The sequence below is a fragment of the Actinomadura sp. 7K507 genome, from assembly GCF_004348425.1.
In the GTDB taxonomy this organism is placed as follows: Bacteria; Actinomycetota; Actinomycetes; order Streptosporangiales; family Streptosporangiaceae; genus Spirillospora.
Genome location: NZ_SMKK01000254.1, coordinates 1 through 13,030 on the forward strand (window position 1 = coordinate 1; position 13,030 = coordinate 13,030).

The following is a 13,030-nucleotide window of genomic DNA, read 5'->3' on the forward strand; positions in this document are numbered from 1 at the left end:
GCTCGCGGGTACGGTCCGGTCGCGGATGGGGAGGGTGGGGTGCTGCGGATGCGGAACTGCCCGTTCGGTGCGGTGGCCGAGGCGTTCCCTCCGCTGGTGTGCGGGATGAATCTGGCGCTGCTCGAAGGTCTTGTGGAGGGGTCTTCGCAGGTCCGGGTGCGGATGGATCCCCGGCCGGGGTGGTGTTGCGTGGTGGCGGAACCTTCTAAAAACAATGAACATTGACATAGAACTGGGCGCCGTGGTGAGGTGATCGCCATGACCGGACACGTCTCGCCCAGCGCCCAGTTCCATCTCGCCCAGTTCAACGTCGGCACGCTCCACTTCCCGCTGGACGATCCGCGGGCGGCGGACTTCGTCGCGCGGCTCGAACCCGTGAACGCGCTCGCCGACTCCGCCCCCGGGTTCGTGTGGCGGCTGACGGAGGACGGGCAGCCCGACGCGACCGGGATGCGCCCCGCCGGCGAGGACGTGATCATCAACTATTCGGTGTGGGAGTCCGCCGAGGCGCTGTGGGACTTCGTGTACCGCAGCCCGCACCTGGAGACCATGCGGCGCCGCCGGGAGTGGTTCCAGCGGCATGTGGACGCGCATCTGGTCATGTGGTGGATCCCCGCGGGCTACGTCCCGACCGTGGAGGAGGCCCTGGAGCGCCTCGCGCTCCTCCGCGGCCAGGGCCCCTCTCCCCGCGCCTTCACGTTCGCCTCGTCGTACACGGCCGAGGAGGCCGCGGGTGTCGAGCCCGCCGCCCGCTGAGGGGCGCGGGGAAGGTCAGCCGAGGAGGGCGGCGGTGTGGCGGCCCGCGGCGGCGGCGGTGAGGAAGTAGGGGAGGTCCTCGTCGAGGCGGCGGCCCATGGTGGACAGCCGGACGCCCCAGTCCTTCTCGGCGGCCCTGAGGGTCTCGTGGAGGCCGTCGACGGGGACGGGGACGAGGCGGTGGCGGTTGCCGAGCGGGGCGGCGCCGGCGGCGACGCGGGCGCCGAAGGGGCCGCCGAGCTCGGGGACGGGGATGTCGGCGGGGGCGAGGGCGACGCGGCCGTAGGCGGTGAGGGAGTGGTGGGACACGCCGATGTGGCGTTCGCGCCTGTCGCCCTCGCTGACGCGCAGGGAGCCGACGGGGCGCCCGCCGAGGACGGAGGCGGCGTTGACGGCCTCGCCCGCGGTGACGCCGGAGAAGCCCCACCGGGTGCCGGTCCCGAGGTTGCCGGGGCCCTGGGCGAGGACGGCGGCGTCGGCGCCGAGGACGAGCCGCGCGGCCAGCAGGCCCGTGTGGACGGTGACGGCTTCGAGGTCGCCGCCGAACGCCTGCCCGGCGGTGACGGTGGCGGCCAGGGCGCCGGCGTCCTTGAGGCGGGCGATGGACATGGAGAACCAGGACGGCAGCGCGCCGCCGTCCGGCATGACGTACACGATCCGCGCGGAGGGCCGGTCGGCGAGGAGCGCGGCGAGGATCGGCGGGAGCGCGGAGTGCAGGTCGGCGACGATGACGGGCATGCCGCCGAGCGAGTCGGCGTCGCGCAGGACCTCGTGGTGGGGGGAGTCCTGCTCGTCGGCGCCGAGGACGGTGGCCTGGAGGGGCGTGTAGCGGGCCTTGACGAGGTGGCCGGGGCCGGTCGGGTCGGGCGGGAGCCGGTCGGGGATCGCGACGACCATGGCGTAGCCGCCGGTGCCGAGGCCCATCGCCAAGGCCGTAGTGTTGAGCAGGACGGTGTCGCCCGGTTCCGGCCGTCCGACGAGTTCGGGGTAGGCCAGGGCGCGGTGCGTGCCGTCGCCCCCGATCGAGACGTTCAGCTCGACCGCCCCGGGCCATTCGCGGCGGATGTCCTCAACTGTGCCTTTGCGCCATCGGATCACACCGGGAAACGGTAGCGTCCTGAACGGCGGGTCGTGGCCGGAGCGGCCGTGATCCGCGTGACGCGGTCCGGGGCGGCCGGAGAGCGGAGAGGTGGTGACGAAGTGTCGCGGCGCAAGACCGAGCGCCTGCTCAATCTGGTGGTCTGCCTGCTCGCCACCCGGCGCTATCTGACGGCCGAGCAGATCCGGCGTGCGGTGCCCGGCTATCCGGACTCCGACGAGGCGTTCAAGCGGATGTTCGAGCGGGACAAGGAAGAGCTGCGGGAGCTGGGCGTACCGCTGGAGGTGGGCAGCGACCAGCAGGGCGGCGGCGGTGAGGAGATCGGGTACCGGATCCCGCCGCAGGCCTACGAGCTGCCCGACATCCATCTGACGCCCGACGAGGCGGCGGTGCTGGGCCTGGCGGCGCGCGTGTGGCAGCGGGCGAGCATGGCGGAGGCGGCGTCGGGTGCGCTGCTGAAGCTGCGGGCGGCCGGGGTGGAGACCGACGCGCCGGCGGCGATCGGGATCGAGCCGCGCGTCGACACCCAGGACCCGGCGTTCCCGGCGCTGTGGGAGGCGGTCCGCGACGGGCGGCCGGTGGCGTTCGACTACCGGGGGATCGGGCGGACGTCGGTGGCGCGGCGGCATCTGGAGCCGTGGGGCGTGGTGAGCCGCCGCGGCCGCTGGTACGTGGTCGGGTTCGACCGGGACCGCGGCGAGCAGCGGGTGTTCCGGCTGAGCCGCATCGCCGGCGACGTGGCCGGGGACGGGCCCGCCGGGTCGGTGACCGTCCCGGACGGGGTGGACGTGCGGCGCATCGCGTTCGACTGGGGCGACCCGGTGAGCGAGCCGCGCCCGGCGACGGTGCTGCTGCGGGCGGGCGCCGCGCAGGGGCCGCGGCGGTGGGCCAGGGACGTGCGGCCCGCGCCGGAAGGGCCCGACGGCGGCGGGTGGGACGAGGCGACGCTGACGTTCCGTGACGCCGACCGGTTCGCGCCGTACCTGGTGCGGTTCGCGGCGGACGTGGTGGTGCTCGATCCGCCGGACCTGCGGGAAGCGGTGATCCAGCATCTGAAGTCGGTGCTCGCGGGGGAGCAGGGGGCGGACGCGATGGACGGTACGGGCGCGACGGGTGCGATAGACGGTACGGACGGGACGGTGAGCGGCCGGTGACCGCGAAGGCGACCGCGAAGGGGCCGGCGGCGACGTCGACGGACCGGCTGGGGCGGCTGCTGGCGCTCGTCCCGTACGTGGTGAGCCGCGACTCGGTGGCGCTGGACGAGGCCGCGGCCGCGTTCGGGGTGACCGAGAAGCAGCTGATCGACGACCTGAACATGCTGTGGTGCGTGGAGCTGCGGGCGCCGGACCCGTACTGCCCGATCGACCTGTCCTACGAGGGCGGGGAGATCACGGTGGCGGAGGCGGAGTCGATCGCCCGGCCGCTGCGGCTGAAGGTGGACGAGGCGTCGGCGCTGCTGGTGGCGCTGCGGATGCTGGCGGGCATCCCGGACCTGGACGACCGCGACGCGCTGAGCCGGGTGATCGCCAAGCTGGAGAGCGCGGCGGGCGCGGCGGCGTCGGTGGCGGGGCAGGTCGCGGTGGAGGTGGACGCCCGCGGCGGGTCCGCCGACCCGGGCCGCACGGGCCTGGGCTCGCTGCGCGACGCGATCGCGCGGGGCCGCCGCGTGCACCTGACGTACTACGTCCCGGCGCGGGACGAGAACACCGAGCGCGACGTCGACCCGATGCGGCTGCTGGTGGTGGAGGGCAACACCTACCTGGAGGGGTGGTGCCGGCGGGCGGAGGCGGTGCGGCTGTTCAAGCTGGACCGGATCGCCGACCTGGCGGTGCTGGACGTGCCGGCGCGAGTGCCGGACGACGCCGAGCCGATCGACGTGGACGCCGGCCTGTTCCGGCCGTCGCCGCAGGACGAGGCGGTGACGCTGGACCTGACGCCGCGGGGCCGGTGGGTCGCGGACTACTACCCGTGCGAGAGCGTCGAGGAGCTGGGGGAGGGGCGGCTGCGGGTCGTGCTGCGCACGCCCGACACCAGGTGGGTGCGGGGTCTGGCGCTGCGGCTGGGCGACCAGGGACGCGTCGTGGCGCCCGCGCGGCTGGCGGCGGAGATCCGCGAGGACGCGGTGCGGGCGCTGGCCCGCTACGGCATGGCGTGAGCGGATCGGCTACCGTGGCGGGGTGGCGTGGGTTGCGGTGTCGGTGTCGCTGGGTCTCGTCGGCCTGGCCGTGCTCGCCTGGTGCGCGTTCAAGGTGTGGCTGGGCGTGCGGCGGTTCGGACGTGAACTGGAGCGGACCCGGCGGCGGCTGGAACCCAAACATTCGTCGCTGCGCGATGAAGTCTCGCGGATGGAGGAAACGCGGGTCCCACAAGCGCCGGAAGACGGCGTACGATCGTCCTGAGCACCCCTGCTGAGAAGGAATGACATGGCTGGACTTGGCACAACCGAGATTTTGATCATTCTGGCGGTCGTACTTCTGCTGTTCGGATCGGCGAAGCTTCCGACGCTCGCGCGGTCCCTGGGCAAGTCGGCGCGGATCCTGAAGGCCGAGACCAAGGGCCTGCACGACGACGATGACGACGGCAAGCCCGGCAAGTCCGCGCAGGACGGCCAGCAGGCGCAGGCGCAGGACCGCGGTCAGGACCAGCCGGCGGGTGACGGCGGGCAGCGTTCCCGCGGCGCGCTCGGCTCCGGCGAGCCGATCCAGGGCGTCCCGGTGTCGGACCCCGCCCGGATGCGTGACGGCGGCTGACCGCCGGCCGCGCGACCGATCTCCGACCCCCGAGCGAGCCTGAATGCCGACGATGAAGCCGAGCAGGCGCGATGCCTCCCCCGATGGCCGCATGCCCCTCCTGGAGCATCTCCGTGAGCTGCGCAACCGGCTGGTCAAAGCGATCCTGGCCTTCGTGGTCGGCGCGGTCATCGGCTGGCTGCTGTTCGACCCGGTGTGGGACTTCCTCAAGCAGCCGTACTGCTCGCTGCCGCAGTCCCATGTGGTGGACAAGGACGAATGCTCCCTGTTCGTCAACGGGATCTTCTCTTCGTTCTTCCTGAAGCTGAAGATCGCCTGCATCATCGGCGCGGTCCTGTCCGCGCCGGTCTGGCTGTACCAGCTGTGGTCGTTCGTCGCGCCGGGCCTGTACGGGCGGGAGCGGCGCTGGACGTACGTGTTCCTCGGCGCGGCGGTGCCGCTGTTCTTCGTCGGCACGGTTCTGGCGTACGTGACCGTTGACAAGGGCCTGGCGATCTTCCTGGGGTTCCTCGCCGACGACGTCCTGCCGCTGATCACCGTCGACAGCTACCTCGGCTACGTGCTGACGCTGCTGCTGGTGTTCGGGCTGACGTTCGAGCTCCCGCTGTTCGTGGTGGTCCTGAACCTGGCCGGGGTGCTGAGCTCGGAGCGGATCCGCAAGTCCCAGCGGATGATCCTCTTCGGGATTTTCGTGTTCGCGGCGGTCGCCACCCCCAGCGCCGACCCGTTCACGATGCTCGCGCTCGCGCTGCCGACCGTGCTGCTGTTCGAGGTCGCGGCGCTGCTGGCGTTCCTGAACGACCGCCGCCGCGCCAAGCACGACCGGTACGCGGAGCTGTCGGACGACGAGGCGTCCCCGCTGGACCTGGAGGCCATCGACGCCGAGTTGGAGAAGGGCGGCCGCACCGGCTGACCGCCACCGCCCGTCCCGCCGCCGCCGGCCGGTCCGCCCGGCCGGCGTGCGCTTTCCTGCCCTGTCGTCCCGGCGTGGCGGCGGTTTCCGATTGGGAATCGGGCCGGTCGAAACCGTAGGCTCGAAGGCATGACCTCCCCCGACACGACCCCGGCCGGGCAGAGCCCGGCCCGGCGGTACGCCGACTACCGCAGGCGCACCGCGGGAAGCGGCCCGGCCCTGCTGGACTTCCGCACCCTGTACGACTTCGAGCTGGACCCGTTCCAGATCGAGGCGTGCAAGGCGCTGGAGGGCGGCAGCGGCGTCCTGGTCGCCGCGCCGACGGGGTCGGGCAAGACGGTGGTGGGGGAGTTCGCCGTCCACCTCGCGCTCAGCGGCGGCACCAAATGCTTCTACACCACGCCGATCAAGGCGCTGTCGAACCAGAAGTACGCCGACCTCGTCCGCCGCTACGGGCCCGAGAAGGTGGGGCTGCTCACCGGCGACAACAGCGTCAACGGCGAGGCCCCGATCGTGGTGATGACGACCGAGGTCCTGCGCAACATGCTGTACGCGGGCTCGCAGACCCTCGCCGGGCTGGCGTTCGTGGTGATGGACGAGGTGCACTACCTCGCCGACCGGTTCCGCGGCGCCGTCTGGGAAGAGGTGATCATCCACGTTCCGGACTCGGTGCGGATCGTGGCGCTGTCGGCGACGGTCAGCAACGCCGAGGAGTTCGGCGAATGGCTGAAGGAGGTGCGCGGCGACACGGCCGTGATCGTGGACGAGCACCGTCCCGTCCCGCTGTTCCAGCACATGCTGGTCGGCACGCGCATGTACGACCTGTTCGTCGACACCGGCAAGGAGAAGGACCGGGCCCGGCTGAACCCGCAGCTCACCCGGATGGCGGTGGAGGAGGTCCGCCGCGCCAAGGTCAACCAGGGGCGCCGGACCGGGCGCCGCCGCGAGGCCCGCCCGCAGCGGTTCCGGCCGCCGCCGCGGCCCGACGTGATCGAGCGGCTGGAACGCGCCGGGCTGCTGCCGGCGATCACGTTCATCTTCAGCCGCGCCGGCTGCGACGCCGCCGTCCTGCAGTGCCTGCACGCCGGGATCCGCCTCACCTCCAAGGAGGAGGCGGAGGAGATCCGCGCCCACGCCGAGCTGCGCACCGCCGACATCTCCCCCGAGGACCTGCGGATCCTCGGGTACGGCGACTTCCTCGCCGCCCTGGAGCGCGGCGTCGCCGCGCACCACGCCGGGATGCTGCCGACGTTCAAGGAGATCGTCGAGGAGCTGTTCACCCGCGGGATGACCAAGGCGGTGTTCGCGACGGAGACGCTCGCGCTCGGGATCAACATGCCCGCCCGCACCGTGGTGATCGAGAAGCTCGACAAGTGGAACGGCGAGGCGCACGTCGACCTCACCCCCGGCGAGTACACGCAGCTCACCGGCCGCGCCGGGCGGCGCGGCATCGACGTGGAGGGCCACGCCGTCGTGGTGTGGGGCCCGAAGGTGGAGCCGGCGTCGGTCGCGGGCCTGGCCGGCACCCGCACCTACCCGCTGAACTCCAGCTTCCGGCCGTCGTACAACATGGCCGTCAACCTCGTCGGCGCCGTCGGCATCGAACGCGCCCGCACGCTGCTGGAGGAGTCGTTCGCGCAGTTCCAGGCCGACCGCGCCGTCGTCGGCCTGGCCCGGCAGGTGCACAAGAACGAGGAGGCCCTCGACGGGTACGCCAAGGCCGCCGAGTGCCACCTCGGGGACTTCATGGAGTACGCGGCGATGCGCCGCCGCCTGTCGGACCGTGAGGCCGAGCTGTCGCGGGAGCGGGCCGGCGCCCGCCGCGCCGAGGCCGCCAGGTCCCTGGAGCACCTGCGGCCCGGCGACGTCATCATCGTCCCGTCCGGGCGGCGCTCCGGCCTCGCGGTCGTCCTGGACCCCGGTGTCGGCCGCCGCTCCGACGGGCCCGCGCCGCTGGTGCTGACGGTGAACCGGTCGGTGCAGCGGCTGTCGATCCAGGACTTCCCCCGCGCCGTCGAGCCCGTCGACCGCGTCCGCATCCCCAAGTCGTTCAGCCCCCGCAACCCGCAGGATCGCCGCGACCTGGCGTCCACGCTGCGCAACAAGGTCCCCGACGAGGTGCGGGAGCGCAAGCGGTCCCGGGCCGACTCCGCCGCGGCCGACGACGCGGAGATCACCCGGCTGCGCGCGGACCTGCGCGGCCACCCCGTGCACGGCTGCGACCAGCGCGAGGAGCACGCCCGGTGGGCCGAGCGGTACCACCGCCTCGACCGCGAGACCGAGCAGCTGCGGCGCCGCGTCGAGGGCCGCTCCCAGGTCATCGCGCGGACGTTCGACCGGGTCTGCGGCGTCCTGCAGCAGCTCGGCTACCTGGACGGCGACTCGGTCACCGAGGAGGGGCGCCGCCTGGGCCGCATCTACAACGAGCTCGACCTGCTCACCGCGGAGAGCCTGCGCGAGGGCCTGTGGGAGAAGCTCGGCCACGCCGAGCTGGCCGCGTGCGTGTCCGCGCTGGTGTACGAGTCGCGGCAGCCCGACGACGCCACACCGCCGCGCACGCCGAACGGTCCGGCGCAGGACGCCCTGGCGGCGATGGTGCGGCTGTGGGGCGAGCTGGACGCCGTCGAACGCGACAACCGCGTGTCGTTCCTGCGCGAGCCCGACCTCGGGTTCGCGTGGACGGCGTACCGGTGGGCGAAGGGCGACGACCTGGACGAGGTCCTCCTCGAGAGCGACATGACGGCGGGGGACTTCGTCCGTGCCGTCAAGCAGCTCCTCGACCTGCTCGGCCAGGTCGCCGACGCCGCCCCGCCCAACAGCCACATCCGCAAGACCGCCCGCCGCGCGATGGACTCCATGCGGCGCGGGGTGGTGGCCTACTCGTCGGTGGGGTGATCGGCGGGCAGCGCGAGGTCGTCGATGAGGACGGTGGCGTAGGCGCCGCGTGCTGCGACCGCCACCAGCAGCACCGGAGCGACCGCGGCGGCCGCGACCCAGCCGACGCCGTGCACCAGCAGCGAGACCAGTGCCGCGACGGCGGCGACGCCGGCGCCGGTGACGGCCGCGGCGAACGCGGCCCGCAGCGGCCCCGGGCCGTCGGCGCCCGCGTCGGTGAGCCCGAACTGGTGCAGCACGCCCATGATCAGGCCGAGGACGCCGAGCGTCACCGCGCCGGTGAGGTAGAGGGTGACGGCGAGGCCGGAGGTCAGGAAGACGGCCGCGTGCCCGGCGATGGCCCCCGCGTCGGCGACGGTCTGGAACTCCGGGAAATCGGCGAAGGCGGCGCGGTCCCGCGACAGGAACCGCTTCCAGCCGTCGCCGTCCGGCCCGTGCACGACGGCCACGCACATCACCAGGCACCCGAAGATCACCTGGCTGGCCGCCCAGCGGGTCCGTCCCGCGGCCAGCAGGAGCCGGGTCACCAGGAAACCCGCGGCCGTGAGCGCCAGCTCCGCCGCCGCCAGGCGCGCCAGAGGGACGCCGTCGCCGTACTGGAGCGTCGCCCACTGCGGGTACCGGTGCGCCACCAGCAGGCTCGCCGGGACGAACACGACCGCGCCGTAGGCCATCGCGAGCAGGAGGTAGCGGCCCGTCACGCCCCGGGCGGGACGCGGCGGGGGGCCCGCGCCGCGCAGCTGGTGGGCGGCGGCCAGCGCGATTCCCGCCCCGGCCGCGTACGACCAGGGCAGGTCGGCGTAGACGCCCAGCATCGGTGGCCTCCGGGTTGCGCGGGTCAGCCGCGGGCGCGGCGGCGGGAGCGGCGCGCCGACAGCGTGCGGTTCACGCGGTGGCTCGCCAGCCTCATCAGGATCGGCTGGGGCGGGCGGCGCAGCACACCGGGCGTCAGGTGGTGCAGGTCGGTGGCCGTGCGCAGCAGCAGGTCCGACACGCGGCGGCGGTTGTGCGTCCACGGCAGCCCGAACCGCTCGCGCAGCGGCTCGGGCAGCAGCGCCGCCGTGATCAGGCGGAACACCGCCAGCCCGGGCGCCAGGACGCGCAGCTTGCGGGGCCACAGGACGGCGGCGGCGACCTCGCGGGCCGCGTCGGTCACCTCCAGCGCGGCGAGCGTCTCGGCCATGTAGGCGCGGAACTCGGCCAGGTCGGCGGGCTGCGACTCCAGCGGGCAGCCGAGCACCTCGGCCACGATGCGCGACTGGCGGTAGTACTCCGCGGCCAGGTCGGGCTCGTCGTCGCCGGGCCGCATGACGTGCTCGTAGATGTGCAGGGCCGTGTCGATGAGGGTCGCGTTCACCCACATCTGCAGGTCGGGGTCGTTGCCGCTGTAGCCGTCGCCGCGGACGGTGGCGTGGATGCCGCGGACCTTCGCGGCGATCCGCCCGACCTCCTCGGGCGTCCCGAACGTGACGATCAGCAGGAAGTCCAGCGTCCCGAACAGCCGGGCCAGCGGGCGGTCGGCGAAGTCGCTGTGCTCGGCGACGCCGGCCGCCACCCCCGGGTGCGCGAGCTGCATCAGCAGGGCGCGGCCGGCGCCGAGGCCGATGAGCGGCTCGGCGGCGAGGGCGCGCAGCACGTCCCGTTCGGCGAGCCGTTCGGCGAGGCGCTCCGGTGCGGGGATCTGCGGAGTGGCGGGCACGGGGACCTCCCGGCGGTCGGAACTGCCCGGTCATCCTCGCCCACTTATTGGCAAATCGTCAATAAGTGCGCCGCGCGGCGCGCGGCCCGCCCCGGCCGCCCCAGGAGGACCCGCCCGCCAGGCCGCGCCCCCTGCGGAGGAAGTAGGCGGGTCCACCTCAGGGAGGAACCGTTACCCGCGCTGCGGGCACTAACGTGTTTCCTGGTCACAATGTTCGTTAGTGAGATACCAGGATGTGTGCATGATCGAGGCGGAGAACCTCACCAAACGCTATGGCGAAAAGACCGCCGTGGACGATCTGTCCTTCACCGTCGCTCCCGGCCGGGTGACCGGATTCCTCGGCCCGAACGGCGCCGGGAAGTCGACCACCATGCGGCTGCTCCTCGGCCTCGACCGGCCGAGCAACGGTGATGCCCGCATCCACGGCGTCCACTACAAGGACCTGCCCGCGCCGCTGCGCACCGTCGGCGCGCTGCTGGAGGCCAAGGCCATCCACACCGGCCGCAGCGCCTACAGCCACCTGCTGTTCCTCGCCCAGACGCAGGGCATCGACAAGAAGCGCGTCGACGAGGTCGTCGACCTCGTCGGCCTGTCCGGCGTTGCCCGCAAGCGCGCCGGCGGCTTCTCCCTCGGCATGGGCCAGCGGCTCGGCATCGCCGCCGCCCTCCTCGGCGACCCGTCGGTGCTGATCCTGGACGAGCCCGTCAACGGCCTCGACCCCGAGGGCATCGTCTGGATCCGCACCCTGATGCAGAATCTCGCGGCCGAGGGACGGACCGTGTTCGTCTCCAGCCACCTCATGAACGAGATGGCCGTCACCGCCGAGCACCTCATCGTCATCGGGCGCGGCAAGCTCATCGCCGACTGCTCCACCGAGGAGTTCGTCGAGCGCAGCACCGAGCAGACCGTGATCGTCCGCAGCCCCGACGCCGCGCGGCTCGGCGAGGTCCTGGCCGCCGACGGCGCCAAGGTCCGGCCCGATGGCGACGCGCTGCTCAGCGTCACCAACATGGAGGCGCCCCGCGTCGGGGAACTCGCCGCCGCGCAGGGACTCGTCCTGCACGAGCTGACCCCGACGCGCGGTTCCCTGGAGGAAGCGTTCATGGAACTGACCCGGGAGAGCGTCGAGTACGACGCGTCCGCGCCGCCCGTGCCCGGAGTCCCGCCCGCCGCCGCCCCCGCGGCCGGCTCCGCCGGGAAGGGGGAGGCCCGATGAGCGCGGCCACCGCCGAACCCGCCGCGCGGCCGGGCGGCGACCCCACCGCCCACCGGCGGCCCGGCTTCGGGCGGCTCCTGGTCGCCGAATGGACCAAGATCCGCACGGTCCGCTCCACCCTGTGGTCGCTGATCCTGCTGGTCGGCCTGAGCCTCGGGTTCACCGGCCTGCTCGTGGGCCTGATCTCCGCGACGTGGAACGACACCCCCGAATCGGACCGGGCGATGATCGTCGCGGACCCGGTCAGCTTCATCCTCGGCAGCGGGTTCTTCGGCCAGCTGGTCGTCTGCGTGCTCGGCGTCATGGTGATCTCCTCCGAGTACTCCACCGGCATGATCCGCGCCAGCCTGCTGGCGGTGCCGCGGCGGCTGCCGATGCTGTGGGCCAAGGCCCTGGTGTTCTCCGTGATCACCCTGGCCGCCGGACTCGTGGTGTCGTTCACGTCGTTCTACCTCGGCACGGCGATCCTCGGCGACAAGGTCGCGGTGTCCCTCGGCGACGACGGCGTGCTGCGCGCCGTCATCGGCGGCGGCCTCTACCTGGCGATGCTGGGCCTGTTCTCCCTGGCCGTCGGCGCGATCGTCCGGCACACCGCCGGCGCCATCACCGGCGTGATCGGGCTGGTGCTCGTGGTGGGGCCGCTGGCCATGCTGCTGCCCGGCAAGATCGGCGACTACGTCTACGGGTACCTGCCCTCGGAGGCGGGCTACCTGATCACCAGCACACAGCAGGGAGAGAACGACCTGCTGTCGCCCTGGCAGGGATTCGGCGTCTTCGCGATCTGGACGTTCGGCCTCCTCGCGCTCGCCGCGTTCCTCCTCAAGCGCCGCGACGCCTGACGGCACCGCACCCGGCGTCCCCGCACCGGCCTGACAGGCCGGTGCGGGGACGTTCTGTGCGGGGCGATTGAAGGCCCGGGCCCGGGTAAGCGTCCCGGCATGGCTGTTGCGGCGGAGGGAACCAGACGACGAGCCGGCCGCGGCCGGCGCCGCGGCCGCCGGCGGGAGCGCGTTCCGGCGCGATCTCGCCGGCCGGGTGGACGGCGAGATCCGGTTCGATCCCGGGTCCCGCGCCGCCTACGCCCACGACTCGTCCAACTACCAGCAGCCTCGCCGGGCACTGCGTCAACGAGGCCGTCGTCATCGACTGGTCCAAGTACTGCCGCGCGCTGTCTCCGTCGACGCCTCCGCGCGCCGCGCATGTGGGTGGGGGAGACCGCCGAGGAGTACGACCGGATCCAGGCCGGGGGCGGGCGGCGCGCCGAGATCTACCGGGCGCTGCGCGGGCTGCGCGACGACGGCATGGAGCTCATCCGCACCCGCTACCCGGACATCCCGCGCCGCGTGTCCGGCTACAACCTCGACTCGCTGCTGCCGGAGAAGAACTTCGACGTGGCCCGCGCCCTCGTCGGCTCGGAATCCACCCTCGTCACCGTCCTGCGCGCCGAGGTCCGGCTGTTCCCCGTCCCGGCGCACCAGTCGCTCGCCGTCCTCGGGGCCGGGCCGCACGTTCGTCCACGACCCCGCCGAGGAGGAGCGGCTCTGGCGGGTCCGCGAGGCCGGGCTCGGCGCGGCGGGTGGCGTTCGCGGGACGTCCTCGACGCGCTGGACCTGTGCCTGGCGTGCAAGGGCTGCCGCAGCGACTGCCCCGTCAACGTGGACATGGCCACCTACAAGGCCGAGTTCCTCGCCCACCACTACGC

12 protein-coding genes and 2 pseudogenes are annotated in these 13,030 nt (G+C 73.2%); 11 read left to right on the forward strand and 3 right to left on the reverse strand.

Going from position 1 to position 13,030, the window contains the following annotated elements; genetic code table 11:
- A pseudogene (locus E1285_RS37535) lies at positions 1 to 225 on the forward strand (transcriptional regulator); the annotation flags it as partial.
- A 33-nt stretch (positions 226 to 258) separates the two neighbouring features.
- A complete protein-coding gene (locus tag E1285_RS37540) occupies positions 259 to 756 on the forward strand; it encodes a DUF3291 domain-containing protein (RefSeq protein ID WP_132159354.1) in 498 nt (165 codons plus the stop codon).
- 15 nt (positions 757 to 771) lie between these two features.
- Here E1285_RS37540 and E1285_RS37545 read toward each other — a convergent pair whose 3' ends face one another.
- On the reverse strand, positions 772 to 1,854 hold the full coding sequence (locus E1285_RS37545; RefSeq protein ID WP_132159355.1) for a DUF3866 family protein: 1,083 nt from the start codon (positions 1,852 to 1,854) through the stop codon (positions 772 to 774).
- A gap of 102 nt (positions 1,855 to 1,956) precedes the next feature.
- Between E1285_RS37545 and E1285_RS37550 the strand changes: the two genes are divergently transcribed.
- The 6 genes from E1285_RS37550 (at position 1,957) to E1285_RS37575 (ending at position 8,413) form a co-directional block, all read left to right on the forward strand.
- Complete coding sequence (locus E1285_RS37550) at positions 1,957 to 3,009, forward strand: WYL domain-containing protein (RefSeq protein ID WP_132159356.1); 1,053 nt, start codon at positions 1,957 to 1,959, stop codon at positions 3,007 to 3,009.
- Complete coding sequence (locus tag E1285_RS37555; protein WP_132159357.1) at positions 3,006 to 4,010, forward strand: WYL domain-containing protein; 1,005 nt, start codon at positions 3,006 to 3,008, stop codon at positions 4,008 to 4,010. Before E1285_RS37550 ends, E1285_RS37555 begins: the two co-directional genes overlap by 4 nt.
- 22 nt (positions 4,011 to 4,032) lie before the next feature.
- A complete protein-coding gene (locus E1285_RS37560) occupies positions 4,033 to 4,254 on the forward strand; it encodes a hypothetical protein (protein WP_132159358.1) in 222 nt (73 codons plus the stop codon).
- Between the two features lie 24 nt (positions 4,255 to 4,278).
- Positions 4,279 to 4,605, forward strand: a complete 327-nt coding sequence (tatA, locus tag E1285_RS37565) for a Sec-independent protein translocase subunit TatA (RefSeq protein WP_132159359.1) — start codon at positions 4,279 to 4,281, stop codon at positions 4,603 to 4,605.
- Positions 4,606 to 4,657: 52 nt separating this feature from the next.
- Positions 4,658 to 5,518 carry a twin-arginine translocase subunit TatC gene (gene tatC / locus E1285_RS37570; RefSeq protein ID WP_347814119.1) on the forward strand — a complete coding sequence of 287 codons (861 nt, stop codon included), beginning with the start codon at positions 4,658 to 4,660 and terminating at the stop codon, positions 5,516 to 5,518.
- A 129-nt stretch (positions 5,519 to 5,647) separates the two neighbouring features.
- The gene (locus E1285_RS37575) at positions 5,648 to 8,413 is read left to right on the forward strand and encodes a DEAD/DEAH box helicase (RefSeq protein ID WP_132159360.1); all 2,766 of its coding nucleotides are present in this window, start codon (positions 5,648 to 5,650) and stop codon (positions 8,411 to 8,413) included.
- On the opposite strand, the gene E1285_RS37580 is transcribed toward E1285_RS37575, so the two are convergent.
- Together E1285_RS37580 and E1285_RS37585 are read right to left on the reverse strand one after the other, a co-directional pair.
- On the reverse strand, positions 8,395 to 9,228 hold the full coding sequence (locus E1285_RS37580; protein WP_132159361.1) for a hypothetical protein: 834 nt from the start codon (positions 9,226 to 9,228) through the stop codon (positions 8,395 to 8,397). The two genes, E1285_RS37575 and E1285_RS37580, sit on opposite strands and share 19 nt — an antisense overlap.
- A gap of 23 nt (positions 9,229 to 9,251) precedes the next feature.
- Positions 9,252 to 10,112 carry an oxygenase MpaB family protein gene (locus E1285_RS37585; RefSeq protein ID WP_243723323.1) on the reverse strand — a complete coding sequence of 287 codons (861 nt, stop codon included), beginning with the start codon at positions 10,110 to 10,112 and terminating at the stop codon, positions 9,252 to 9,254.
- Positions 10,113 to 10,353: 241 nt separating this feature from the next.
- On the opposite strand from E1285_RS37585, the gene E1285_RS37590 reads away from it, so the two are divergent.
- From E1285_RS37590 to E1285_RS46945, 3 genes and pseudogenes are all read left to right on the forward strand, one after another.
- Positions 10,354 to 11,328 carry an ATP-binding cassette domain-containing protein gene (locus tag E1285_RS37590; protein ID WP_132159362.1) on the forward strand — a complete coding sequence of 325 codons (975 nt, stop codon included), beginning with the start codon at positions 10,354 to 10,356 and terminating at the stop codon, positions 11,326 to 11,328.
- Complete coding sequence (locus E1285_RS37595) at positions 11,325 to 12,167, forward strand: ABC transporter permease subunit (protein WP_132159363.1); 843 nt, start codon at positions 11,325 to 11,327, stop codon at positions 12,165 to 12,167. Before E1285_RS37590 ends, E1285_RS37595 begins: the two co-directional genes overlap by 4 nt.
- A gap of 360 nt (positions 12,168 to 12,527) precedes the next feature.
- Positions 12,528 to 13,030: pseudogene (locus E1285_RS46945) on the forward strand (hypothetical protein); the annotation flags it as partial.